Source organism: Hydrocarboniclastica marina (assembly GCF_004851605.1).
Taxonomy (GTDB): domain Bacteria; phylum Pseudomonadota; class Gammaproteobacteria; order Pseudomonadales; family Oleiphilaceae; genus Hydrocarboniclastica; species Hydrocarboniclastica marina.
Genome location: NZ_CP031093.1, coordinates 1,761,455 through 1,787,091, shown reverse-complemented (window position 1 = coordinate 1,787,091; position 25,637 = coordinate 1,761,455). Strand labels below are relative to the sequence as shown.

The window sequence follows — 25,637 nt, the reverse complement described above, 5'->3', positions numbered from 1 at the left end:
GGAAGACTGGCGTCACTTGACCTTTCGGCGGGAGGTTTTAGCGCCGCGCTTACTGTACTTGTCGAAATGGGATGAACGCTTTTCGGTTTTTTCGCCTTTCCGGGCGGCCGGTGGGCTCTTGCGGTCCGCAAACGGGTTCTCGCCTGACTTGAACTCAAATCGAATAGGCGTCCCAACCACTTTCAAGACCTTGCGAAAGATGTTCTCGAGATAGCGCTTATAAATGTCCGGCACCGAGCTGGTTTGGTTACCGTGGACGACAATGATCGGCGGGTTCGAGCCCCCCTGATGCGCGTACCTCAACTTGATTCTACGCCCCTGAACCAACGGAGGCTGATGCTGTGCGGTAGCGTCCTGAAGCAGCTGGGTAAGCTGATTGGTAGACCATTTGGCCATACTGGATGCGTAGCACTGGTCAATAGACGCATACAGATCGCCGACGCCCGTGCCGTGAAGTGCTGAAATCTGATGTACAGGAGCGTAATCAAGGAAAGTCAGCCTGCGCTTGAGCTGCTCTTTGACCTTCTGCCGGTCTTCGGGCTCCATACCATCCCATTTGTTGACGGCAATGATCAGTGCACGGCCTGCGTCAAGCGCATAACCGATCAGATGCAGGTCCTGGTCAACAAGTCCTTCGCGCGCGTCCAGGACCATGACGATCACGTTGGCGTCGGTGATGGCCTGTAGCGTTTTAACGATGGAAAACTTTTCTACTGTTTCCTTTACGCTCTTCCGACGCCGCACGCCTGCCGTATCAATTAGCGTGTAGGGTTTACTGTGACGTTCATAGGGTATTTCGATGCTGTCGCGTGTGGTGCCTGGCAGGTCAAAGACAATGACCCTCTCCTCGCCCAACAGGCGATTGACCAAGGTAGACTTGCCGACGTTAGGTCGCCCGATGATGCCAATGCGGACACCGCCCTGGGACTCAGGTGCTGCGTCCCCGGTTTCCGGCTCGCGCCAATTTGCCACCAGTACATCGAGCATGGCGCGAATGCCGCGATTATGGGCGGCGGCGATGTGGAAACTGGAACTCATGCCAAGCTGGTGAAACTCAGCCGCCGCCTGTTCCGCATCCAGCCCATCTGTTTTGTTTACGACAAGATGCGCGACTTTGCCGGTCCGGCGCAGGTGATGGGCAATGTGCTGATCGGCGGGCGTTAGACCCGCGCGTGCGTCGACCAGGAAAAGCACCTCATCAGCCTCATCGATCGCCAGCAGACTCTGCTGAGCCATCGCCGCGTCGATACCTTCCTCTTCGCCAGAAATGCCGCCGGTGTCGATAACAATGAAGCTAACGTCATCATGGCGTGCTGCGCCGTACTTCCTGTCCCGTGTCAGTCCTGAAAAATTCGCCACAAGCGCGTCGCGCGAACGGGTAATCTGATTAAACAATGTCGATTTGCCGACGTTTGGACGCCCTACCAGGGCAATCACAGGCTTCATGTGCAGGACTCTTGATTAAAAACGCGCAGTAAGATCCGAGTGTCAGGTAAAGATAAGCAGACGGCACCTGGGATGGATGAGACAAGTCGAAATCAGTCGGGCTCCTGCAGGCTGTAAGCGGCCAGCTTGCCGCCGTTGCCGAAGACAATGAGCCTATCCCTGTAAGGAAGAGGTGATACCCTCAGCCCCTCATCATCTACCTCCTCCCGCCCAACCAGGGCACCGTCAGACTGTCGGATCAGATGGAGATACCCTTCGTAATCCCCAACCGCTACAAGATCCTTATAGCCAACCGGGGTGGTCAGCCGCCGCCAACTGAGGGAGCCGACACGCCAGGCTTCAGCACGGGAGAACGCATTGTAGCTGATCACTGTTCCATCGGCTTCAGAGACGAAAATGCTCTCCTGTCCGACCCCCGGACTCTGCAGGCTGGACGCCTCGCGGCTCCATAGCTCCTGACCCGTATCGAGACTGAGCGCAGCCAGTTGGCCCTGGTAGCCCGCAACCAGCACAGACTCGCCTAGTACCAGAGGCGCACCATCAACATCAACGAGGCGCTCCAGCTCGGTCCGGCCTGAGGGAATCCCGACCGCGTACTCCCACAGCGGTGCACCGGTACGCACGTCAACGCTGATCAGCATGCCGTTCGAGAAAGCGCCCAGCACCCTTTCGCTGTCGACGTAGGGCGTTGCTGTACCCCGGTAGCTGAGCACAGGCGCAGAACTGTCATACTGCCAGATTCGCTGACCGTCACTGGTGTTGTACGCAATGAGTTTGCCGTCTATCGTCGAGACAACGACCTGGTCGCCATTGCTCTGGGGTGGCGCCAGCACTTCCGACGGAAGCGGTACCGTCCAGACGGGTTCTCCGGTTTCCTGGTTAACCGCGACCAGTACGCCGTCCCGAGAGGCAACGTAGAGCTGCTTACGGTCCGCACCAACACCGCCGAGAATGGACCGATCGAGATCCCGCCGCCAGATTTCAGCGCCGCTGTCCGCCTCGAACGCGTAAAGCTCACCTTCTGCTGCAACGGCATACAGCGTGTCATTCACGATAGTTGGCGAAAGGAACAACAGATCTCCGTCCATGCCATCGCCGACCGAGCGGGACCATTCCTCCTTGAGTTCCACTGTCGTCTCAATTTCCGGCAACGGCGCCGGCTCTTCAAAGGGCTCCCGGCTACTACAGCCAACAACCCCCAATACCAATGTCGCCACAGCAGCGCTACAGAATACCCGTCGCACCGACGATCCAAACATCAAGCGTCTCCTGCCATGGCAAGGTCTGCCATCTTGTACTCAAGCAGCGTGCCTTGCCCGCCCCCCGGCGATGCTTCGGCCGCAGCACGGTAGGCGGCACGCGCACCTTCCATATCACCCGAGTCTTTCAGGATATCCCCTTCCAGTTCCCGGTAAATGGGCTCGAACACACCCGGATTTTCAACCTGCCGCAAGGTCGCAAGGGCTTTTTCATGTTCGCCGACAATAAACTGGGCCCGTGCCAGACGCTCGCGAATAATAAGAGGCATTGGCGGCTCGCCCGCATGTTCGAGCGCCCAGGTCAGACTCTCAACGGCCTTCTCTGCAGACTCCGCATTCACCAGGAAGCCCGCTTCCAACAGTGAACCCAGCACGGCATACACACTATCGCCGTACTCACTGCGAAGCTGGTCTGCCGCATAAGTCACTGTTGCGCTCTGCTTGCCTTCCTCAGGGTTGGGCGTGTTGATAGCCGTGTACAATTCCTGAAAACGCGCCGCGGCACCCATCCTCTGATCGGTCTGGTGCTGTTGCCAGGCATTCCAGCCCAGGATAAGCGCTACTGCCAGCACGAGCCCTGTAAGCAGCGAAGTACCATTGCGTTTCCACCAGGCTTTAAGCGCTTCAATTTGTTCGTCTTCTGTACGTTCGTCAACCACTTGGCACTCCTTGAGAGAACAGGCTGTCTGTCCCGACAGCGGTAATTTCTTATTCGACGTGAATACTGCATTTCTGTCGTTAAAACTGCATACGTGTCAAAAAAACCGAGACACGGCTGATCATTCTTCTTTCACAAGCTTCTCTACTTCCCCGACCAACCGGGCCACAGGCACCTGCATCTGTTCCCGACCATTACGCAGGGGCTTCACCGTCACCACGCCCTGGTTAAGCTCGTCCTCACCCATAATCAACGCGAAATGCGCGCCACTGCGGTCGGCTTTTTTCATCTGGCTCTTGAAACTGCCGCCTCCACAATGGGTCTGGACGATCAAGCCGGGAAGCGCGTCGCGCAGCTCATCCGCCAGCCGGAACATCGCCGACAGTGCTCCTTGACCCATGGAAACAAGATAGAGCGAACTGTCCTGGGAGACGTCAGCAGGTATCAGGTCAAGCGTCTCCAGCAAGAGAACCAGCCTCTCCACGCCCATCGCGAACCCGATACCCGGCACCGACTTCCCGCCCAATTGCTCAACGAGACCGTCGTAACGGCCGCCTGCGCAGACGGTACCCTGCGCCCCCAGACTGGCTGTTACCCACTCAAAAACCGTCTTGCCGTAGTAGTCCAGGCCACGCACCAGGTAGGGGTTTACCTTATAAGGCACCCCGGCCGCGTCCAGCAAGGTTTTCAATTGCTCAAAGTGAACTTTGTCTTCTTCGCTGAGGAATGCTTCGAGCTTAGGTGCGGCGTTCAACAACTCCCTGGTTTGAGGATCTTTCGTGTCGAGGATCCGCAAGGGGTTCGAGTCAAGCCTGCGGCGGCTGTCCTCATCCAATAAATCGACATGCCCTGACAGATACTCAACCAGAGCCTGCTTGTATCTGTGCCGATCGCTTGCCGCCCCAAGAGAGTTAATCTCCAATTGCACATGAGGTGCAAGACCCAGACGCTGCCAAAGCCGGAATGTCAGAATCAGTAGCTCAGCGTCAATGTCTGGCCCGGTCATTCCGAAACATTCAACACCGATCTGGTGAAACTGCCGGTAGCGTCCTTTCTGGGGTCGTTCATGCCGGAACATCGGACCGGCATACCACAGCTTACGCACCTGATTGAATAGCAGCCCATGCTCATCGGCGGCACGAACGCATCCGGCGGTGCCTTCTGGCCGAAGCGTCAGGCTATCGCCGTTTCGGTCCTCAAAGGTGTACATCTCCTTCTCGACAATATCCGTCACCTCGCCGATCGAGCGCCGAAACAGGTCCGTCTGCTCAAGGATCGGGAGCCTAATCTCCTGGTAGGCAAAACTGCGCAATAAGTTGCGGACTTGCTGTTCCAGGTACTGCCACGCGGGCGTCTGCTCGGGCAGAATGTCATTCATTCCGCGAATGGCTTGAATCTTGGCCAAGAGCAACCTCTATGCTTGTTTCTGTAAATGAAGCGGCTTCGCCGGGCTGAGCAGAACTGTGGACCGAAGGTTTTTCCCGGGCTTTGTTCAGGAGCGATCGCGGGCTATAACGGCAGCGTCCATGGTCTGGCGCTTGTCTACTGCGCTACGAATAATCCGCTCAAGATTGTCGACGAGCGACTCGTTTTCGAGCTTTTGGTTGGGTGCACCGTCAATGTACAGCAGGTTCCGAGGCGTACCACCGGTCAGGCCGATATCGGCTTCCTTCGCCTCACCAGGGCCATTTACGATGCAGCCAATGATGGCTACATCCAGTGGCACATTCACATCCTCAAGGCGGGCCTCAAGGTCGTTCATTGTCGAGATCACGTCGAAATTCTGTCGTGAACAGCTGGGACAGGCAATAAAATTAATACCGCGGCTGCGCAAGTGCAGGCTCTTCAGGATGTCGAATCCGACTTTTACTTCCTGTACGGGGTCAGCCGCGAGTGAAACCCTGAGAGTGTCACCGATGCCTTCGGCGAGCAGCATACCCAGGCCAATGGCCGATTTGACCGTGCCCGAGCGGAAACCGCCTGCTTCTGTAATACCCAGGTGCAACGGTTGCTCGATCTGATCGGCAATAAGGCGGTAGGCGGATACTGCCATGAAAACATCGGACGCCTTCAGGCTGACTTTGTAGTCCTGGAAGTCATGCCGATCGAGTATTTCGATGTGGCGCATGGCTGACTCAACCAGTGCCGCCGGGGTGGGCTCGCCGTACTTACGCTGCAGTGCTTTTTCGAGGGACCCCGCGTTAACTCCGATGCGGATGGGGATGCCTCTATCTTTAGCTGCGGAAATTACAGCCGCTATACGGTCTTCCCGGCCGATATTACCAGGATTTATACGAAGACAATCAACACCGTACTCAGCAACCTTGAGAGCGATTTTATGATCGAAATGAATGTCAGCAACCAGCGGCACGGTGACCCGGGCACGAATTTCCCGAAAAGCTTCGGCCGCTTCCATGGATGGCACGGACACTCTGACGATATCGGCTCCTGCTTCCTGTAGCGCCTGTATCTGGCCCACCGTAGCGGCAACGTCGCAGGTTTCCGTATTGGTCATGCTTTGCACCGCAATAGGTGCGTCGCCACCCACAGGCACATCCCCAACCATAATCTGTCGGGATTTTCGCCTTTTTATCCAGGATTCACTTTTCATAATCGCCTTCGATAGCTAGTGATCAAGTCAACCGGGTCAGTTGCCTGAATCAGTGCCCAGGGTAATCTCAGCACGTCCGTTCCAGGCTCGGTAGCCAGCAACATCTACCTGCTCTTCGCCGAACGAAAAGGACTCAATCGCACCAACGTTGCCTATGACAAAGCTCACAGGCGGGACAGCGCTAAGGCTTAATGTTTCTCCCGCCGTCTTAAGCGCAGCGTAGACCCGCTGACCGGCCCCGTTGCGAATCTCTATCCAGCAGTCCCCTTCAAACTCAATCTCAAATTCAATGTCTGCAGAAGAGGCGGCCACACCAGGCGGTTCTACATCCGCGACGGGCTCGTTCGCTAGAGACGCTGACTCAGTCGCCAGGTCTCCCCCGTCGGATACCGGAGCAACAGCTTCCTGCTGATTATCGGTTTGCGGCTGTTCCGCCAGCGGCTCCCGGACACCTGGAGCCTGTTCCTCCGACACAACTGTATCAGGCACAACTGTATCAGGCACAAGCGCTGGGTTTTCGGCCAGAGCGCTGTCCTCACCTGCGCCGGTATCTATCGCTGAGGCCGGTGACGAGCTTCCCTCGGTGACCAACTCAATACTGCGCGGCTCTTCGCCTTCAAAGACGTCTTCCGCGATAGCGATTGGATCAGTTTCTCCTTCAGCACTCTCATCAAAATCCAAAGCGTCCGTTCCGGCGGCCTGGAACCGTACTACAGCAAATAAAACCAGACATAAAAGGAGCAAAAGCAGAACCCAGAACGCAATTCTCTTCTTTTTCCGTTTCCGCGCCTCAATATGAAAAATCGGGTCGTGTACTACCCGTTCGGCTTCTTCCTGCCTGAGTGGCTGCAGCTCGGCCTCTAGCTGCGGCATCAACCGGTCTCCGTCCAAGCCGAGTAGACGCGCGTAAGATCTCACGTAGCCTTTGAGAAAGAGCTCAGGTACACCCTGATAATGGCCGGATTCTATCGCAAGCAGGACGGATGGCCTAAGGTGGAGATTCTCGGAAAGTGACTGAACATCCCAGCCCTTCGCTTCCCGCGCTTCACGAAGTTGCCGACCGGTTGTTCCCGGTGACACTGCTCCAGATTCAGGAATGTCGCCTTCGTGTTCAGTCATCCGCGGTCAGTGCCTTATATTGCTTATTTTCGCTAGATTCTGGGTAGAGATTGCGAAGAAGTAAAGCGAGGCTGGCCTCCCGGTTACTATCGCCGCCATGCCGTGCCAGCCGCAGACCCGTCAGCAGGGACCTGGGCGTGTGGCGTATCGCTGGGGAAGAAGCGACCAGACGGTCCAGCCTTTCGAAGTATCGCGCCGCCTGTTCGTATTGCCCTGTGTATACAAGCAGGCGGGACAACTCGGACAACAGTTCAAACGAATCCCCCTGGATGTTCACGGCTTTCTCATACGCCTCGATCGCCTTCTCGTCCCTGCCGAGTCGCGACGCACACAGCGCGAGATTGTAAAAAACCTGGCCCCGGTCTTCAAAACCGGTATCTTCCGTTGCTTTTTCGAACTGTTCGTAGGCCTCTTCAAAGCGCCTTTGAGCATATAGAAAAGCCCCGTAGTAGGTACGTCCGCGTGTGTAGTCAGAATCGTAGTTCAGTGCTTCTCTGAAACGCTCCTCCGCCAGTGCCTCCTCAGACTACATCTGAAACACCAGGCCCATGGCAGCTGTAGCTGGCGCGCTGCTGGGATTAATCTCAAGCGCGCGTTGCAGGTTGTCCCGCGCCTCGGCCAGCTGTTTCTCAGCTATATAGGCGAGTCCTAGCTGCACATAGGCCGCTTCAGCCCGGCCCGCGTTTGCTTTGCTACGCAGAGAACTGTCAGTGTGGGTAACACAACCTCCAAGCATAAAAACACAGACTATGATCAAGAGCCAATTAGCTGCCCGGGTAACCGGCTTTGCCACATGGACGGCTTTGTGTTTTTCGATTTGGGTCATTCGTAGCTCTTTTGATGGGCGGAGCAAAGCCAGACTCTCCGCTTGAAACCGCGTCGCCGATACAGCGCTGTAAGTCCGGTCTGGGCCAATATGTCTAGCTGGCCAGGTTCGCTACCGGGATGTTAAGCCTGGCACTTCGTCGGGTACGGTCTTCAAACTGGCCCACCAGCTGACCGCATGCAGCATCGATGTCGTCACCCCGAGGCGTCCTGACTGTTGCGACGTAACCTGCCCGGCTCAGGATATCCTGAAAGCGCTTGACGGTTTCGTTGCTTGGTCGACGGAAACTGCTTTCGCTGAAAGGGTTGAATGGGATCAGGTTCACCTTACACGGCAGATCCCGCAACACAGCGGCCAGTTCCCTGGCATGCTTGGGCTGATCATTGACCCCGTCAATAAGCGTGTATTCGATAGTCGCTTTGCGTTTGTCACTGAGGCCGGCGAGATAGCGCTTGGTTGCGGCCAATAATTCAGCTATGGGGTACTTGCGATTCAGAGGAACCAACTGCTCTCGCAATTCATCATTGGCAGCATGGAGAGAAATCGCCAGAGAGACGTCACTGACCGCACCCAGCTTGTCGAGGGCCGGGACAACGCCAGACGTACTTAAGGTCACGCGCCGCTTGGAGATGCTGTAAGCCCAGTCATCCATCATCAGGTCCATGGCGTCGACGACGTTGTCGAAGTTAAGCAGCGGCTCGCCCATGCCCATCATGACCACGTTGGTTATAGGACGGGACGTTGTCCGGTCATAGGGAAGGAATGTGCGCATCGCAATCCATACCTGCCCGATGATTTCGGCCGCAGAAAGGTTTCGATTGAATCCACGCTTACCCGTCGAGCAGAACGTACAATCCAGGCTACAGCCGATCTGTGAAGACACACAAAGCGTGGCGCGGTCACCATCGGGTATGAGCACGGTCTCAACACTGTTCCCACCGGCCATCTTCATCACCCACTTTCGGGTGCCATCGCGGGACTGATGATGATGCACGACTTCCGGGCCGCGAATTTCGGCGACCTCGTGTAATCTCGTTCGAAGAGCCTTGCTGACATTGGTCATGGCATCAATGTCGTCAACGCCGTGCTGATGAATCCACTGGATGACCTGGTTGGCCCGGAATTTCTTCTCACCCAGTGCTTCGAAAAACGCTTCCATCTTTTTTCGAGACAGCCCGAGAAGGTTAACCTTGTCGGCGTTTGTCGCCATATCGCTGGCCGTCATAGTGATTGAACCTCTAGTCGAAAAAAGCCGGAAACACTCTCTGAGCCTGAACCCATCTGTTTAAATCTGAACCTGAACCCCGCCACACTGAAGTGGTCGGTGGCCGATCACCTTGTGCCTTGGCCTGATCACAGCCTCTTCAATCTTCCTTCTGTGGTTCGCCGTCAAACTGGCGGTTCGAGGGGCCTCGTGGTGCGAGACCCCGTCAAAGCCAGGCAGACTTCAGCCGCGCGGGCAGATTTCCTTATCATCAAAGAAATACGCGATTTCGCGTGCAGCAGACTCCGGAGCGTCTGAACCGTGAACCGCATTGGCATCAATAGACTGAGCGAAATCGGCGCGGATAGTTCCTTTCTCGGCTTCCTTGGGATTCGTCGCACCCATCAGTTCGCGGTTTTTTGCGACTGCGTTTTCCCCTTCAAGTACCTGAACCACAACGGGACCAGACGTCATGAATGCCACGAGGTCGGGAAAGAAAGGCCGTTCTTTATGCTCAGCGTAGAAGCCTTCAGCCTGCTCCTGAGTAAGATGGAGCATTTTTGCAGCAATAATCCGCAGGCCGGACTTCTCGAAGCGGCTATAGATTTCGCCGATAACGTTTTTTGCGACCGCATCTGGTTTGACGATCGAAAAGGTGCGCTCTGTAGCCATAGACTGTGTTCTCCATAGATGGGTGGCATAGAAAGGAAACCCGCGATTATACGCGGGTTAAGGACAATGTGATACTGCGTCAGACCTGCGCCGTTCTGGCCCGGCGGCGTTCCCTCAACCGCGGCAGGATTTCACCAACCAGGTCAGCGGCACGATCAATCTCCGCCTCCGTCGTGAAGCGCCCAATCGAAAAGCGTAGAGAACTGTGAGCCTGCTCATCCGTCAAACCCATGGACTTAAGCACATACGAGGGCGACATTGAGGCTGAGGCACAGGCCGAACCGGAGGACACCGCGAGATCGCTGAGTGCCAAAAGCAGAGTCTCGCCGTCTACCCCGGCAAACGTGAGATTCATAATGTTGGGCACCCGCAGGCGACCGTTCAGTGAGACACCCTCGATTTGCAGAACTGCATCAAGAAAACGTCGGCCTAGCCTTTCGACCCTGGGCGCTTCAGTTTCACGGCACTCCCGCGCTATTCTGAAAGCCTCTCCCATGCCGACGACCTGATGGGTCGGCAGAGTCCCTGAGCGCATGCCTCTCTCATGGCCACCACCATGCATTTGCGCCTGGATTTGGACTTCAGGTGCCCGGCGCACATAAAGCGCGCCGATCCCCTTGGGCCCGTACACTTTGTGGGCAGACAATGAGAGCAGATCGACTCCTAGCGCCTTTACGTCAACTGCTATCTTGCCTGGCGCCTGAGCCGCATCGATATGGAAAAGAATGTTACGCGAACGCAGCTGATGCCCCAGACCTGAAAGCGCATTCACTACCCCGGTTTCGTTATTGACCAGCATCAGACTGACCAGAATGGTATCGGTCCGCACGACCTCCAGAACCTGGTCAGCAGTGATCATGCCGCTGTCATCAGGCCTCAGCCAGGTCACCTCGAAGCCCTGCGTCTCAAGGTACGAAAGTGAATCGAGCACTGCCTTGTGCTCGGTAACAGAACTGATCAGATGACGGCCACGCGTCTGGAGCGCAGCTGCAGCACCTTTGATCGCCAGGTTGTCAGCCTCGGTGGCACCGGAGGTCCAGACGATCTCCCGGCTATCCGCGTTGAGGAAGAGTGCGACCTGCTGTCGCGCAGTCTCAACAGCCGCTTCGGCCTGCCAACCGTAACCGTGCGAGCGAGACGCGGGGTTACCAAAGACACCGTCCTGCCCCAGACAGCCCAACATGGCCTGGATGACGGCCGGATCAGCCGGTGTAGTGGCGGCATAGTCTAAATACAGAGCGGTCATGCGGTTATCCGTGTTGGGGCGTGAGCATCCGGGAATTGATGTCAGAGAAAATGAAGGGGCTCAGCTTTCGCTTCATCAGACTCGCGGATGAGCCGACCGGCCTCCTGCTTGTCCTGGCGCTCCGCGACGGCCCTGATTTCGCCTTTCCGCACAAGGTCCGCCAAACTGATGGTGCTTAGAAAGGAGTGGATCTGCTCACTCAGGTCTGACCACAAATGATGGGTCAGGCATTTCTCACCGTTCTGGCAGTCGCCTTTGTTCTGGCAGCGTGTGGTATCCAGGGATTCATTGACGGCGTCGACGACCTCAGCGACAAAGATCGCCCCGGTTTCGCGCCCCAGATGGTACCCGCCCCCGGGGCCGCGAATGCTCTTGACCAACGACTGCTTTCGAAGACGGGCGAAGAGTTGTTCCAGATAGGACAGAGAAATACCCTGCCGGCGGGAGATGTCGGCCAGACTGACTGGACCGTCTTCTGTATGCAGGGCGAGATCAAGCATGGCGGTAACCGCATAGCGCCCTTTGGTCGTCAATCGCATAGGTTAGGCTCTCTGACGCTGCGCTGGTACCGCACGTCTTGCGCCCTGTTGCAGCTGCTGACGAACGGTAAAGTCAGCTGCGACCCGTGCGAGCATAACCTTCCGGAATCTGCCTGAGGTCGCTACTGATACCGGAAATTATGTTTAAACCCAGTAAAACAGTCAAGTATTGTGGGTATCCTTGAGGCAGTCAAAATCTTCGTCTGGCAATGGCGGCAGCGATGTGCCGTTGCCATACTCGGAGTCCAGCCGCTGCAAAGCCTTACACATCATTTCGATCCGGCCGTCCACCGCGTGCATGTGGTCGAGCATGCTCCGTATCGAGCGCGCCAGCGGGTCCGGCATTTCTTCGCTCATGCCATAGGCATCAAAACCAATTTTCTCGGCCATCGCGCGCCTGCGATCGGGGTCGTCGCTTTCTTTTTTGACAATGATGCGCCCGGGTATGCCGACCACGGTAGCGCCTTCGGGCACCTCTTTGGTCACTACCGCATTTGACCCGATTTTTGCATCATCTCCTACGGTGAAAGGCCCCAGTACCTTTGCCCCAGCTCCAACCACGACCCGGTTGCCCAGTGTCGGATGCCGCTTGCCCTTGTTCCAGCTGGTTCCGCCCAGTGTGACACCCTGGTAAAGCGTAACATCATCGCCGATTATTGCTGTCTCGCCGATAACCACGCCCATACCATGATCTATGAAGAAACGTCTTCCGATCTGGGCACCCGGATGTATTTCGATGCCGGTCAACCAGCGCGTGAAAGTCGAACACGTTCTCGCCGGCCATTTAAAACCACGCCGCCACAACGCATGGGCAAAACGATGCGCCAGAAGCGCGTGCAGGCCCGGGTAGTTGGTCAGGACCTCGAACGTGTTACGAGCCGCAGGGTCCCGGTGGAAAACGCTTTTAACATCTTCGCGAAGTCGGTCGAACATAACAATTCCTTGCGATAGACAATCTGCAATAAGCCGGTTCGGTGTTCAGGCTTCAGTTCAATGCTCAGTGAGGCTTGTTGCCGTCCGAGATCGCAGCCTTCCTTTGAACATTTCGAAGAACCCCGCGCAAAATATTGATTTCCATGCGATCGGGGTGCGCCCGCAGGAACAGCCTACGGAGCCTCTGGAGCAATTGTCTCGGCCGATCCGGGTCGTGAAACTCGATTTCTACAAGTACCTGCTCCAGATGGATCAGAAACTGATCGACCTCTTCCATGCTTGCAAGCTCGACATCCCACCCCTCGTCTCGGGGTGATAGCATGAGATCAGCGCTTCTGGTCGACGGGCGCGCCTTGCCCCGGGCCTTTTCTAGCAAGCCCAGCAATTCAAGGCGCAGTTCATAGCTTATGACCTGCACAGCCATTGCAAGGTTCAGTGAACTGAATCCGTCAACGGTCGGGATCTGCACGTGATAGTGGCACCGCTGCAGCTCGTCGTTGCTTAGCCCGCTGTCCTCTCGGCCGAACACGAACGCGACACGACCACCCTGTGCAGCCGCCGCCATGGCACCTTTGGCCGCAACAGCAGGTTCCACAACGGGCCAGGGCAGCGTCCGCTGCCGCGCGCTGGCACCGAACACGACGGTACGGTCTGCCAGTGCCTCAGCAAGAGAGGAGACCACCCGGGCGCCACTGAGTACGTCGCCCGCACCACTTGCGCGACTGTCGGCGTCCGGGTGCGGAAACGAATCCGGACTGACCAGGACCAGATGCTGAAGCCCCATGTTTTTCATTGCCCGGGCAGCAGCCCCGATATTGCCCGGGTGGGAGGTGCCCACCAACACTATGCTGACGTGTGAGAGTATATCCGGGCGCCCGCGGGTATCGTTCGACATCGCTCGTACAGGTCCTTGAGGAAAATCGCATAGTACCAGATCAGCAAAGAATCGACCGCCTCCCGCGCAGATCGATTTTAGCCCCGCCATGGTATTTACATCGTTCCGTCTGGAGGTTTCTGATATTATTCTCCGCCATATTCCCATCCAACAGTAAGACAGTGGCATGCAACCAGCGACCAAAATGGCTTTGCGCGTAGCAAGGCAGAGCAGTGATTTTCTGAAAAGCCAGTTCGGCCGCCGTGAATCGGGAGGAAAAGAGGCCGAAGCGGTTCTGCAGCAAGCAGAGCAAGTGAAACAGGCCGTCTACGACAACTGCCTCGAGCAGCTACAAAAGTCCTATCGCGAACATTATTTTGCGCCGATGGGCGATTCTGACGCGCAGAGCCACGAGAAAAGCTGGCATGTGTTTCCGCTTTTGGGGGAGAGCAACTATCTGCGGGGCATTCCCGACTTTGGCATCGCCCTACTTGAGAAACAACGTAACCGCGGAATCAACCTGGCGTTGATTTTTCCCATGCTGGATGAGGAGTTCACCGCCAGCAAAGGTTACGGCGCCACAGCAAACGGCCGCCGTATCCGGGTTGCTGAACAGCGTCATCTTGGGCAGTGCGTTGTTGCGACCAATGTTGTGGAGATGAGCCGGCGGGACGCGCATAACCCCGTTTATGGTGAAGTGACGACCATGCTTGCTGAGTCCAGCCTGGGACTTCGGTGGTCAGGCTGCGCGGTACTGGAGATGGCTCGGGTGGCAGCAGGTCAACTGGACGCGGGCGCTATTATTCCCGAGGGCGCCCCATGCATGGCCATTGGGCTGATGCTGCTGAACGAAGCCGGAGCGCTGAGCAGTGATTTCGCCGGCAATCCCAGCACCGAGCAAAGTCGTCAGCTTGTAACCGCCAATAATCGACTGTTCAAGGAAGTACTGAAGGCGCTCAACCCCTACAGGGCTCGCCTCAACCAGAGTTGATCAGTGCGTGGCGGCCGGGGCCGGCTCAACGCCTCTCAGAGACTGCACATGTACAGAGGTCGCTATCTAGACTGAGCAACATACGTTGCCCAGACCCAACAAAAAGCCCGGCAACTGCCGGGCTTTTTGTTGGGCTTATAAACAAGGGTCGACTTCACCGCTGCCTACATACGATCGAGCCACTCGGGCGGCGCCTCTTCCGCTTCGCCCTTTGCGCCTTCCTTGACAGGCAGAGCCATGTCTTCGCGGGTTATATTCATCGTTAAAAGCAGGCTCGCGGCAACATAGATTGACGAGTAAGTCCCGACCACGATGCCGACAATCAGCGCCAGGGCGAAGTTATGTATCATTTCGCCACCGAAAATGAACAGGCACACCAGTGTGAGCAAAGTGGTGCCAGAGGTTACCAGGGTACGAGCCAGGGTCTGGTTAATGGAAAGATTGATAATCTCCACGGGCGACTCTATACGCAACCGTCTGAAGTTCTCCCGGATCCTGTCCGCGACCACAATGGTGTCGTTAATGGAGTAGCCGATTACTGCAAGCACCGCAGCCAGCACAGTCAGATCAAAGTCCAGCTGGAAGAACGAGAAGATACCCAGCGTGACTATGACGTCATGAGCAAGCGGCAGAACCGACGCGACACCGAACTTGAACTGAAAGCGAAACGCCACATAACCAAGCACTACGATCAGCGCGAGAAGCAGCCCTAACCCACCCTGCTCGCGTAGCTCTTCACCAACCTGCGAACCCACGAACTCTGCACGCTGGAGCGTCAACTCGGACCCATCCGCCCGGAGGCTGCTTACAACTTCATTGACGAGTTCATCGTCAAACTGCTCAGACAGGCGAACCAGAACATCGGTTTCCGAGCCAAAATTCTGAACGACAACGCCCTCGAAGCCGGCGCTTTCGAGCGTATTGCGCACCTCGTTCAGTGCCGGTGCCTGGGCATACTGCACTTCAACCAGACTCCCTCCGGTAAAGTCGAGCCCAAACGCCAAGCCTCGTGTACTGAGGCTAACGATCGAAAGCACAGTGACTAGCAGGGAGAATGCGGCCCAGATTTTCCGGTGCCCCATGAAATTAAAATTGGCGTGGGCCAGGTTCTTCATTTGCCCCTCTCCCTCAAATGGACAACGATTCAAGCTTCTTGCCGCCGATCACCCCATTGATGATCGCCCGGCCAAGCAGAATACTGGTGAACAGAGATGTCAGAATCCCCAGTGAAAGCGTGACTGCAAAGCCTTTGACTGGCCCTGTGCCCACCGCGAAGAGAATAACAGCGACCAGCAGGGTCGTAATGTTAGCGTCAACAATGGACACGAAAGCCCGACCATAACCGGCGTTGATGGCCGACTGGGGCGGGACCCCTTCCCTCAGCTCCTCTTTTATGCGCTCGAATATAAGTACGTTGGCATCAACGGCCATGCCCACCGTTAGTACAATGCCGGCAATTCCCGGCAGCGTTAGCGTGGCGGAGATGATAGACATGGCCGCGACGAGCAATATCAGGTTAACGGTCAACGAAATATTGGCGACCAGCCCGAACAAGCGGTAATAGACCAGCATAAACAGGAAGACGGCCGCAAAACCTATCTGTACCGACAGAACCCCAGCCTCGATGTTCTTGGCACCCAGGCTTGGGCCTATCGTGCGCTCCTCGACGAAGTACATAGGCGCTGCCAGCGAGCCAGCTCGCAGCAGAAGCGCAAGTTCGGCCGCTTCGCTGATGCTCTCAAGCCCGGTTATTCGGAAGTCGCTGCCGAGAGTCGACTGAATCGTAGCGAGACTGATAATGCCTTGCTGGGTTTCGCGGACCCGGGATTCGCCGTCCTCCGCAAGCTCGCTGGTGTGCTCGATGAACACAACCGCCATGCGGCGCTGGATCGCGTTTCGGGTAGCGCGGGTCATTGCGCTGCCGCCCACACTGTCCAGCGTGATATTGACTTGCGGCGTTCCGGTGTCATCAAACCCTTGCTGGGCATTGGACACACTCTCACCCGTGACGATGATCTCCCGCTCGAGGCGAGCGGTGCGATTGGGTTCGTCGCGGAAGGACATACGGACCGTTTCCGCGTCAGATGCCGATGACCGCGCTTCCAGACGGAACTCCAGATTGGCGGTGGCACCCAGTACGCGTTTGGCCTGCGCTGTATCCTGAACGCCCGGCAGTTCTACGACGATCTGATTGTCGCCCTGCCGCTGCACCAGTGGTTCGGCTACACCCAGTTCGTTCACCCGATTGCGGAGAGTCGTGAGATTCTGCGCCAGCGCGTAGTCTTTTATTTCCTGAACTGCCGCATCGGACAGGGTAAGAACCAGCTCATAAACATCCCCCTGCTGACGGGTATCGAAGCGGAACTGATCGTAATCGCTTCGTATTTCACTCGCTGCTTCATCCCGTACCGCTTCGCTCTGGAACTGCAACACGATACTGCGGTCACCCTCTTGCGCACCTCCGCGATAGCGGATCCGTTCGTCGCGCAGGCGGCGTTTGATTTCACTGCTGTATACCTCAAGCCGCTGCTCAACCGCCGCAGCCATATCGACCTCAAGCATAAAGTGAACACCGCCGCGAAGATCCAGGCCAAGCGTCATGGGCCCGGCACCGAGGGCCGCCAGCCACTCTGGCGTGGTTTCAGCCAGGTTCAGTGCGACCACATAATCGTCACCGACCGCGGCCTGAACCGCCGCCTTGGCTTTCAGTTGCTCCTCAGCCCCACCCAGGCGAATCAGCGCGTCTCCGCCGCCCTCGCTTATCTCGGGCTGTTGGAACTGGATATCGGCCTGCTCCAGAGCTGCGGTCGCGCGCTCCAGCGTCCGTTGATCAATGGTCGCGCCGCTGCGAGCGCCGGTAATCTGAATCGCGTAGTCATCAGGATAAAAATTGGGTAGGGCATAAACCACACCAATCAGGACCACAATCAGGATTAGCAGGTTTTTCCAAAGGGGATACTTGTTCAGCATCGACTGGCCTTGTCAGAACACGGACGACTGAAAAAACAACACCCGCGGTCGGGCGGGTGCTGAGGTGTTTGGGGTACGCTCAGATATCCTTGAGGGTGCCCTTGGGCAACGCGCTTGCCACGGCCGACTTCTGCACTTTGACTTCAACGTTATCGGCAATCTGAAGCACAATGAAGTCGTCAGTGACCTTGGTGATCTTGCCGGTCAGGCCACCGCCGGTAACGACTTCGTCGCCTTTATCGAGGCTGGTGACAAGGTTCTTGTGTTCCTTGGCCCGCTTTGATTGGGGACGCCAGATCAGGAAATAGAAAATCAGAATAAAACCGGCGAAAAATATAATCTGGCCCATCGGATTCATTCCCGCTTCTCCTCCGGCCTCGGCCATCGCAACAGCTGGGCTCAGAAGTGCCAGAATCACGGCACATAAGTTGCCAATGCGGATCATGTATTTTTCTCCAGATTATCGAGTTGGGCGTTCAGGTAGTGACCGGTGCTGTGCCCGGAAGACCAAACCGGAATAACGCGTCAGGCGCCACGCAGCGCGGGTGTTGGAAGCTCCCGGCGTGCATAGAATGCGTTTACGAAGTCGCACAATGTACCTTCTTCAATAGCCCTGCGCAATCCAGCCATCAGGTTCTGGTAATAGTGCAGGTTGTGAATCGTATTGAGCTGAGCCCCCAGCATTTCGCCGCAGCGGTCAAGGTGATGGAGGTAGGACCGACTGAAATGGCTACAGGTGTAGCAGTCGCAATGCTCATCCACGGGATCCAGGCTATGCCGGTTTACGGCGTTGCGGATTTTGACAATGCCCTTGCTGGTGAACAGATAGCCATTACGGGCATTACGGGTCGGCAGCACGCAGTCAAACATGTCAACGCCTCGGCGGACGCCCTCGACAAGGTCTTCCGGCTTGCCCACTCCCATCAGATACCGGGGTTTATCCTCAGGCATGACCTCCGGCAGATAGTCCAGGACAGCGATCATCTCCGCTTTGGGCTCGCCAACAGACAGTCCGCCGATGGCATAGCCATCGAAACCGATATCTGTCAGTCCTTCAAGAGACTGGCGACGCAGATTCTCATGCATACCGCCCTGGATAATGCCGAACAGCGCAGCTGGGCTGTCCCCGTGTTCCGCCTTGCACCTCGCTGCCCAGCGCAAGGACATCTCCATGGACGCTTTCGCCTGCTTCTCCGTTGCGGGGTAAGGCGTGCACTCATCGAAGATCATTACGATATCCGACCCCAGTGCCCGTTGCACAACCATGGCTTTCTCCGGACCCAGCTCGACCAGCGACCCATCGATGGGTGACTTGAATACGACACCTTCTTCCGTGATCTTGCGTAGATCGCCGAGGCTGAAAACCTGAAAGCCACCGGAGTCGGTCAGGATCGGCCCCTGCCACTGGGTGAAATCATGCAGATCACCATGCGCTGAAATCACCTCTGTCCCTGGCCGCAACATGAGATGGAAAGTATTGCCCAGGATGATCTCTGCACCGGTGGCCTCGATATCGCGCGGCAGCATCCCTTTTACCGTGCCGTAGGTTCCCACCGGCATGAACGCGGGGGTCTGAACTGTGCCCCGGGGGAAGTGCAAAGCACCCCGGCGCGCTTTGCCGTCGCTGGCAAGCCGTTCAAATTGCATGAAACAGGCGCGTGTCATTCTGGTTGCTCTCCGGTAAGGCCAAGGCGATCATCGATGAACATGGCGTCGCCGTAGCTGAAAAAACGATAGCGTTCCGCAATAGCCGCCTGATATGCCTGCATCACAGCGTCGCGTCCTGCCAGTGCCGAGACCAGCATAAGCAGAGTTGATTGAGGTAGATGGAAGTTGGTAATCAAAGAGTCGATAACGCGGAACGGGCGCCCCGGGTAGATGAAAATCGTTGTTTCGCCCTGGAACGGCCGTAGCGCCCCATCAGCCGCGGCGGACTCCAGTGCCCTGACCGATGTGGTTCCGACTGCGATTACCCGGCCCCCCAGAGTCCGGGTCCGCTCCACAGCGGCTACCGCTTCCTGCCCGACCTCAAGCCATTCGCTATGCATCTGATGGTCTTCAACACGGTCAACCCGAACAGGCTGAAAAGTCCCGGCCCCGACATGAAGCGTCACGAAGGCCTGCGACACGCCTTTGGCGGTCAAGCGCTCCAGTAAATTCCGGTCAAAATGAAGGCCGGCAGTCGGGGCTGCCACAGCCCCGGCATTACGGGCATAGACGGTCTGGTAACGTTCCCGGTCCGCTAACTCGTCGGGACGATCAATATAAGGCGGAAGGGGCATGTGCCCCAGACGTTCGAGGACACGGAAAACAGGCTCATCCCGCTCCACTGCGAGCATGAACAAGGCGTCTTCACGACCGGTCACAGCAAGACGGGTTCCGTCTTCCAGAACCAGGGCCTGACCTGCTTTCGGTGACTTTGACGCCCGCACGTGGGCGAGGCAGGTACGCTCACCCGTCACCCGCTCTATCAGAATTTCAACCTTGCCGCCTGTTTCTTTTTGAGCATACAAGCGCGCCGGAATGACCCGCGTGTCGTTAAATACCAGGAGGTCGCCAGGCTCGAGCAGGGTTTCAATCTCACGAAAGTGCCTGTGCGAGATCTGCCCTGAGTCGCTGTCCAGGCACAGCAGACGACTGTCAGACCGATTTTTCAGAGGGTAACGGGCGATCAGTTCATCGGGGAGATGGAAATCAAAGTCGGAGACTTGCATGGGAGCACTGTCGTTCAGGTGCGACTGGGGGCCAGGCCAAAGGGAACCCCCAACGGTAACGTAGCCGAGACCGGGCTACTGGAACGAGGCAATGGCCAGGACATTCAGGATTCTTACGAAAGCTGGTAGCGGCGGGCGGACTCGAACCGCCACGGGTTTTACCCCAACGGATTTTGAATCCGTCGTGTCTACCAATTTCACCACGCCGCCAAAAGTGTACCGGTAAGCCGCAGGGCGTGAACGCTCTCATCACCCGGGCCGCCAGAACAGGACACGGATTATACTTGTGACCCCGGGCACGTCAATAGCCGCGGGCTCCGCCTACTCAAACCGAGAGAAAGCTCCCGGCTGTTTTTGCCGACGCTAGTGTCCAGCCCGCCGGTGGCCAGCTAAGTGAGCTTACTTAAAGCCGGTCAAAGAGTGAAAGTTGGGAAATCCGTGAAAACGACTGCTGCGCTGCCTGGAGGACCATGTTTTGCTGGGAGAAACGGCTGATCGCTTCAGCGTAATCAAGGTCGCGAATTTCCGAAAGCACGCCTTCAGTCAGGACGGTGCTATCCGTATGGAAGTCCCTCGTGCTTTCAATCGTGTTCAACCGGGCGCCTACTTGTGCCCGTACTTCGAGAATCCGGGACTGAGCATCGTCTATGCCCGTAAGCGCATCTTCGACCGCGACGTTTATATCGCCGGCTGCAATGTCGGAAATCAACTTCTCAAGCGTGGCGAAAGTGGCCTCCCCGCCAAGGATGCGGTCCCCATTGTCGCTGATCGGCACCTTGACGCCACTGTCGATCTCCAGCGAACGTTGGTCGGTTGTGCCCTGGTAGGTCCAGGCCCCCGCGACCTGAACATAGGGTGGATTATCTCCGTCATAACCGCCAAAGACGTACTGACCGTTGCTGTCTTTGGAGTTGGCCAGCCCGGCCATCTGTTCCAGGCGCTGGCTCAACTCGGCACTGATGTAGGACCGGTCGTCCGCTGAAAGGGAGCCGTTGCCTACCTGGACAGTGAGCTCCCGTACCCTTACCAGCAGATCGTTCATGGAATTGAGCGTGCTGTCTTCCTGCTGCAACCTGTTCTCGGCAAAATCAATGTTGCGCTGAAACTGTTCTGTGCGGGCCAACTCCTGATCAAGCTGCAGCATCCGCGACGCTGCAACCGGATCGTCGGACGGACGGTTTACCCGATTGCCGGTAGAAAGCTGTTCCTGGGTTTTAGCCTGCTGCATGCTGATATCCTGCATGCGCTGCACACTCGTATGGAAAATCTGCTGGCTTGAGATTCGCATGGTCTAAATCCTCTCTGCCCTTACCTGAAACTGTTTAGCAGCGTGTTGAACAGATCGCGCGCGACCGAAACAACTTGCGCCGAGGCGTTGTAGGCGGCCTGGTACTGGATCAATTTGCCGGCTTCTTCGTCGAGGTTGACCCCCGATTGTTCCTGCCAGCTATTGCTGGACTGCTCCAAGAGGGCACTGCTCGCTTCCAGGCCCCGCTGGGCTCGACTGGTTTCGTTACCTACTTCTGTGACTAGCAGGCCGTATGCTTCATTCAAAGTGATATTGCCGAGTCCAGGTATGTCACGGCCGGCGATTTCAGACAGCGCCAGGGCGTTCTCGTTGTCGAGCGAATTTCCACCCGCGCTGCCCGCTAGGGCAACAGCCTCAGGGTCGCTTATTGCAACCTCGATCCCACTTGCGCCTGTGCCCGAGAACAGGGCAGCGCCTGGATTGCCGTTGAGATCAAATCCGGCCTGATGCTGGGTATTGAACTCGCCGATCAAGCCGTCAGCTATGGCATCGAGCCTGCCCTGGGCCGCGTCCAGCCCACCTTCACGAAAGGCAACCAGTGCCCCGACGCGCCCGCCGGTCATGACACCGGTGACGTTCTTCGTGGACACACCATTGTCTAGCTGGATCTGACTGTGACCGGCCGCCTGGGGCACCACACTGAGTGAATTGGACGAGCCGCCCTGCACGAGAGTCTGGCCATTGCCAAAATAGACGTTGATCTGTCCCCCGTCGGCCGGCGATGTCTGAATCGGTACAGACTCGGCCAGCTGACGCAGTTTCTCATCCCGCTGGTCAATCAGCTCGTTGGGCTGAATACCGCGCGAGAGGCCCGGAGCCGAGGTTATGGCCAGGTTCAGGTCGGCTACCTCTTTGGCCAATCCGTTCACCCGCGCAATATCTGCAGTCAGTTGCTGCTCAACCGAAGCCGCCTGTTCTTCAAGCTTGTTGGAGATGGAATGGAATCGCTGGGCCAGAGATTCCGCCCGACTGATCAGCAATTGCCGCTGCGGCAGGGAATCTGGCGACTCAGCTGAGTCATGAACAGCGGCGAAGAATTCGCTCAGTGCGCCGTTCAGTCCAGTTGAACTGGAACCGAACAGGTTATCCAGGCGCCCCATTTCTGAAGCCAGCGCGCCCTGCTCCCCGTTCAACGTGGTGTCGTTGCGCAACTGCTGGTTCACGAACTCACTGTTGAGCCGCTGAACGTTCGCAATGGTGACGCCATTGCCAATATATCCCGAGCCCGCGTACTGGCTCGGCAGCGTCTCAAACATGGCCTGCTGGCGGCTATAGCCCGGCGTATTGGCGTTGGTAACGTTATTACCTGTAGTCGACAGGGCGGACTGATGGGACAGGAGACCTGTCAGCCCGATATTGATCAAACCTGCCATAGCATCATCCTCGTCACTGCCGTCTTACTGTGCCGGCGCCTTGCCGTCCAGTTCCAGAGCGGACTGAATCCACTTGCCATCAATGATGGTCTGTATTTTCTGACTGTAATTGGGGTCGGTCGCGTAACCGGCGTCCTGCAGGGCCTGAGTAAACGCCGTCGGATCATTGGCGCTCTCAAGGGCTTGACGGTAACGCGGGTTCACTTTCAGAAACTCCACGTAATCGGCAAAGCTTTCGTCGAAACCCGAATACGCCCTGAAGGCCGCACTCTCTTTCAGTGGCACACCTTCACGGAACTCCGTGGTGGTGATATTTACCGAGTCACCCGACCAGCGCCCATCCGCTTTGATACCAAAGAGGTTGTGGCTCGCTGTACCGTCTTTCCCTTCAATCATGTGCTTGCCCCAGCCCGTTTCGAGAGCAGCCTGGGCAACCAGAACCCGCGGATCGACGCCCAGTTCCTCCGCAACCTCCTGGGCGACCGGCAGGAGTCGGGAGACAAACTCGGCTGGCGAACCGAAGCTTTGCGGCATCGGCGTTTCAGGAGCCGCAATTTCAGCACCGGCTTCCTCCAGCTCGACCACCTCCTGCAACCTTGCGGGTAACTCGCGTTTGAGCGCAGGCAGAGACCGCGCATAGTCACGAATGTCCAGCGTGGCGCCAGTCACCCGGCCGCTTTCGTCGCCCTCTGGGGACATCTGCCGGACCATTGCGTCCGCCAGCCCGAGGGAGCGCCCTTTGGTCAGCGCCAGGGTCAACTGGCTATCAAACATTTCCTCATAGAACTCGGTCTGATTGCTCTGGAGGAAGTTACCCTCAGAGAACGTCTTGTTTGCCGCCCGCATCGATTTGAGAACCTGGGACAGCAACAGACTTTCAAACTGCCGGGCCACTTCCCGTAGAGCGCCATCCTTATCAGAGCGAGCTTGCCCTTTCAGGTTGTTCAGGCCCGACACATCGGTATAGAGATCGGCTGCTGCTACGCGTGATTCAATCATGACTTGCCTCTACCGCGACTCAGATGACAATCAGTTCGGCGCGCAGGGCGCCTGCTTGTTTCAGGGCCTCCAGAATCGCCATGACATCACCGGGCGCCGCGCCGACCTGGTTAACGGCCTGAACAATTTCATTGAGGGTGGCAGCGGGACCGAACTTGAACATCCGGGCGTTTTCCTGAGTGATGGCAATCTCGGTATCCGGAACAACCACGGTGTCGCCCTCGCCGAAGGGATTGGGCTGGACTGCCTCCGGGTTCTCCGCAATAGTCACCGACATGCTGCCGTGAGTAACAGCGGCCGCGGTCACCCGGACGTTCTGCCCTACCACAATAGTTCCTGTGCGGCTGTTGACGACAACACGCGCCGCTTCTTCGCCAGGCTCGACCGTCAGATTCTCCAGTATCGACAGGAAGCTGACCCGCTGGGAGTTGTCCCGCGGCGCTTTGACAGCGACGGAAGCCGCGTCCCGGGCAAATGCCATATCGGGTCCGAGCAGGCCATTAATCGCCTCAACCAGGCGTTTGGCTGTCGTGAAATCCGGATTGTTCAGATTGAAAGTAATGGTATCGCCATTGGAAAAAGAAGACGGCACCGCGCGCTCAACAGTGGCCCCGCCGGGTATGCGGCCAGCACTTGGGATGTTGACCGTGATTTTTGATCCGTCCGCGCCGCCGGCAGAGATTCCGCCAACTATCAGGTTGCCCTGACCCATCGCGTAGACCTGACCGTCAGCCCCTTTGAGCGGCGTCATCAGCAGGCTGCCACCTCGCAGACTCTTGGCGTTACCAAGGGACGAGACCGTGATATCGATGGTCTGACCGGGTTTGACGAAAGGCGGCAAGTCCGCATGGACCGTAACCGCGGCAACGTTCTTCGACTTGGGGTTGACGTTAGGCGGTACAGTTACACCAAAACTGTTCATCATGTTCCGGAACGTCTGGTCGGTGAAGGGCGAGTTATCGCCGGTCCCGTCCAGCCCCACAACCAGTCCGTAGCCGATGATCTGGTTAGAACGAACGCCATCAACCCGCGCGATATCCTTGACACGCTCCGCCTGAAGCTGGCCGCTGGACAGGCCCAGCACACAGATAACTGCGAGCAGAAACAGCCGCATCAGAAGCCGTGTGCCGGACCTCAAGCTGCCCGTGGGGGTCATAAGAAAGCTATCTGACGTTGTCAAAACGGCCACCACTCACTGTTGAAGAATTGAGCCAGCCAACCCTGCCTGTTGGCCTGGTCGAAGGCACCTGTTCCCGCGTAAGCAATACGTGCATCAGCCACGCGCGTTGACGACACCGTGTTGTCGGGATTGATATCGGCGGGGCGGACGAGCCCCGAGATGCGGATGTACTCGTCCCCGTTGGTCAGGGATAGCCATTTTTCGCCCCTGACACGAAGGATGCCGTTAGGCAGCACATCAACCACCGACACGGTGATGTTACCCTCGAGACTGTTGCTCTGGTCTGCTTCTGCGTCGCCACTAAAGTCCCGTTGCGCCATCAGGTTGGTGAGCAGGCTCAGATTCTTGGGTGAAATCTCCATCCCCAGGACTGTGCCATTGGCAATCTCGATCTGCTGTTCCTTGGTAATGCTGCTAGCGGCAGATTTGGAAGACTGGGTTTCCTCTTCGAGCACAATCGTCAGGATGTCGCCGACCTTGAGCCCTACCTGATCACCGTAGAGATTGAAGCGACCGCTGCTCTGGAAGATGCCACCGTTTACAACGTCCCTGGCCTCCAGCTCGCGCGGCGGCACCGGCGCGAAGTCCGGGTCACCCGGTTCTATACGGGGGCGGGACATAGCGGTACACCCCGCCATGACAAGAGCCAACAAGCAGACAATGATCTTGCTCAGCCACGGTTTGATGCTAGGCATAAGGCGCCCCCCAGTACTC

The 25,637-nt window shown here is 57.1% G+C and carries 25 protein-coding genes and 1 tRNA gene; 1 reads left to right on the top strand and 25 read right to left on the bottom strand.

Annotated elements, in window-relative coordinates; translation table 11 throughout:
* Positions 1-12: 12 nt before the first annotated feature.
* From der to soil367_RS07970, 14 genes are all read right to left on the bottom strand, one after another.
* Positions 13-1,446: a ribosome biogenesis GTPase Der gene (der, locus tag soil367_RS08030; protein ID WP_136548607.1), complete on the bottom strand. Its 1,434-nt coding sequence runs from the start codon at positions 1,444-1,446 to the stop codon at positions 13-15.
* Positions 1,447-1,538: 92 nt separating this feature from the next.
* The gene (gene bamB, locus soil367_RS08025) at positions 1,539-2,705 is read right to left on the bottom strand and encodes an outer membrane protein assembly factor BamB (RefSeq protein WP_136548606.1); all 1,167 of its coding nucleotides are present in this window, start codon (positions 2,703-2,705) and stop codon (positions 1,539-1,541) included.
* Positions 2,705-3,364 carry a YfgM family protein gene (locus tag soil367_RS08020; RefSeq protein ID WP_172962300.1) on the bottom strand — a complete coding sequence of 220 codons (660 nt, stop codon included), beginning with the start codon at positions 3,362-3,364 and terminating at the stop codon, positions 2,705-2,707. Before soil367_RS08020 ends, bamB begins: the two co-directional genes overlap by 1 nt.
* A gap of 120 nt (positions 3,365-3,484) precedes the next feature.
* A complete protein-coding gene (hisS, locus tag soil367_RS08015; protein ID WP_136548604.1) occupies positions 3,485-4,768 on the bottom strand; it encodes a histidine--tRNA ligase in 1,284 nt (427 codons plus the stop codon).
* Between the two features lie 87 nt (positions 4,769-4,855).
* Positions 4,856-5,974, bottom strand: a complete 1,119-nt coding sequence (ispG, locus tag soil367_RS08010) for a flavodoxin-dependent (E)-4-hydroxy-3-methylbut-2-enyl-diphosphate synthase (protein WP_136548603.1) — start codon at positions 5,972-5,974, stop codon at positions 4,856-4,858.
* A gap of 36 nt (positions 5,975-6,010) precedes the next feature.
* Positions 6,011-7,093 carry a RodZ domain-containing protein gene (locus soil367_RS08005; RefSeq protein ID WP_136548602.1) on the bottom strand — a complete coding sequence of 361 codons (1,083 nt, stop codon included), beginning with the start codon at positions 7,091-7,093 and terminating at the stop codon, positions 6,011-6,013.
* Positions 7,086-7,580, bottom strand: coding sequence for a tetratricopeptide repeat protein (locus soil367_RS19100; protein WP_281283923.1), 495 nt, complete (start codon positions 7,578-7,580; stop codon positions 7,086-7,088). Before soil367_RS19100 ends, soil367_RS08005 begins: the two co-directional genes overlap by 8 nt.
* A gap of 39 nt (positions 7,581-7,619) precedes the next feature.
* The gene (locus soil367_RS18985) at positions 7,620-7,919 is read right to left on the bottom strand and encodes a tetratricopeptide repeat protein (protein ID WP_246065586.1); all 300 of its coding nucleotides are present in this window, start codon (positions 7,917-7,919) and stop codon (positions 7,620-7,622) included.
* A 94-nt stretch (positions 7,920-8,013) separates the two neighbouring features.
* Positions 8,014-9,144: a dual-specificity RNA methyltransferase RlmN gene (rlmN, locus tag soil367_RS07995; RefSeq protein WP_246065585.1), complete on the bottom strand. Its 1,131-nt coding sequence runs from the start codon at positions 9,142-9,144 to the stop codon at positions 8,014-8,016.
* A 222-nt stretch (positions 9,145-9,366) separates the two neighbouring features.
* Positions 9,367-9,795, bottom strand: coding sequence for a nucleoside-diphosphate kinase (gene ndk / locus soil367_RS07990; RefSeq protein WP_136548601.1), 429 nt, complete (start codon positions 9,793-9,795; stop codon positions 9,367-9,369).
* A 79-nt stretch (positions 9,796-9,874) separates the two neighbouring features.
* Positions 9,875-11,041 carry an IscS subfamily cysteine desulfurase gene (locus soil367_RS07985; RefSeq protein WP_136548599.1) on the bottom strand — a complete coding sequence of 389 codons (1,167 nt, stop codon included), beginning with the start codon at positions 11,039-11,041 and terminating at the stop codon, positions 9,875-9,877.
* A 41-nt stretch (positions 11,042-11,082) separates the two neighbouring features.
* Positions 11,083-11,580: a Fe-S cluster assembly transcriptional regulator IscR gene (gene iscR, locus soil367_RS07980; protein WP_136548597.1), complete on the bottom strand. Its 498-nt coding sequence runs from the start codon at positions 11,578-11,580 to the stop codon at positions 11,083-11,085.
* 162 nt (positions 11,581-11,742) lie between these two features.
* A complete protein-coding gene (gene cysE / locus soil367_RS07975) occupies positions 11,743-12,513 on the bottom strand; it encodes a serine O-acetyltransferase (RefSeq protein ID WP_136548595.1) in 771 nt (256 codons plus the stop codon).
* A gap of 64 nt (positions 12,514-12,577) precedes the next feature.
* Positions 12,578-13,408: an RNA methyltransferase gene (locus soil367_RS07970; RefSeq protein ID WP_216642786.1), complete on the bottom strand. Its 831-nt coding sequence runs from the start codon at positions 13,406-13,408 to the stop codon at positions 12,578-12,580.
* 166 nt (positions 13,409-13,574) lie between these two features.
* On the opposite strand from soil367_RS07970, the gene soil367_RS07965 reads away from it, so the two are divergent.
* Entirely contained in the window at positions 13,575-14,378 is an 804-nt protein-coding gene (locus tag soil367_RS07965) for an inositol monophosphatase family protein (protein WP_136548593.1), read from the top strand.
* 164 nt (positions 14,379-14,542) lie between these two features.
* Here soil367_RS07965 and secF read toward each other — a convergent pair whose 3' ends face one another.
* From secF to flgH, 11 genes are all read right to left on the bottom strand, one after another.
* Entirely contained in the window at positions 14,543-15,493 is a 951-nt protein-coding gene (secF, locus tag soil367_RS07960) for a protein translocase subunit SecF (RefSeq protein WP_136548591.1), read from the bottom strand.
* Positions 15,494-15,506: 13 nt separating this feature from the next.
* Positions 15,507-17,348, bottom strand: a complete 1,842-nt coding sequence (gene secD / locus soil367_RS07955) for a protein translocase subunit SecD (RefSeq protein ID WP_136548590.1) — start codon at positions 17,346-17,348, stop codon at positions 15,507-15,509.
* Between the two features lie 79 nt (positions 17,349-17,427).
* Positions 17,428-17,793 carry a preprotein translocase subunit YajC gene (yajC, locus tag soil367_RS07950; RefSeq protein WP_136548588.1) on the bottom strand — a complete coding sequence of 122 codons (366 nt, stop codon included), beginning with the start codon at positions 17,791-17,793 and terminating at the stop codon, positions 17,428-17,430.
* A gap of 80 nt (positions 17,794-17,873) precedes the next feature.
* The gene (gene tgt, locus soil367_RS07945) at positions 17,874-18,995 is read right to left on the bottom strand and encodes a tRNA guanosine(34) transglycosylase Tgt (RefSeq protein ID WP_172962407.1); all 1,122 of its coding nucleotides are present in this window, start codon (positions 18,993-18,995) and stop codon (positions 17,874-17,876) included.
* A gap of 14 nt (positions 18,996-19,009) precedes the next feature.
* Positions 19,010-20,062, bottom strand: a complete 1,053-nt coding sequence (gene queA / locus soil367_RS07940; protein ID WP_136548584.1) for a tRNA preQ1(34) S-adenosylmethionine ribosyltransferase-isomerase QueA — start codon at positions 20,060-20,062, stop codon at positions 19,010-19,012.
* A 123-nt stretch (positions 20,063-20,185) separates the two neighbouring features.
* Positions 20,186-20,272: transfer RNA gene (locus soil367_RS07935), tRNA-Leu, on the bottom strand.
* Positions 20,273-20,465: 193 nt separating this feature from the next.
* Positions 20,466-21,350: a flagellar hook-associated protein FlgL gene (gene flgL, locus soil367_RS07930; RefSeq protein ID WP_136548583.1), complete on the bottom strand. Its 885-nt coding sequence runs from the start codon at positions 21,348-21,350 to the stop codon at positions 20,466-20,468.
* A 20-nt stretch (positions 21,351-21,370) separates the two neighbouring features.
* Complete coding sequence (flgK, locus tag soil367_RS07925) at positions 21,371-22,744, bottom strand: flagellar hook-associated protein FlgK (RefSeq protein ID WP_136548582.1); 1,374 nt, start codon at positions 22,742-22,744, stop codon at positions 21,371-21,373.
* Positions 22,745-22,768: 24 nt separating this feature from the next.
* Positions 22,769-23,743, bottom strand: a complete 975-nt coding sequence (gene flgJ, locus soil367_RS07920) for a flagellar assembly peptidoglycan hydrolase FlgJ (RefSeq protein WP_136548580.1) — start codon at positions 23,741-23,743, stop codon at positions 22,769-22,771.
* A 19-nt stretch (positions 23,744-23,762) separates the two neighbouring features.
* On the bottom strand, positions 23,763-24,851 hold the full coding sequence (locus soil367_RS07915; protein ID WP_425459979.1) for a flagellar basal body P-ring protein FlgI: 1,089 nt from the start codon (positions 24,849-24,851) through the stop codon (positions 23,763-23,765).
* Between the two features lie 68 nt (positions 24,852-24,919).
* Positions 24,920-25,618: a flagellar basal body L-ring protein FlgH gene (gene flgH, locus soil367_RS07910; protein ID WP_136548578.1), complete on the bottom strand. Its 699-nt coding sequence runs from the start codon at positions 25,616-25,618 to the stop codon at positions 24,920-24,922.
* Positions 25,619-25,637 lie beyond the last annotated feature (19 nt).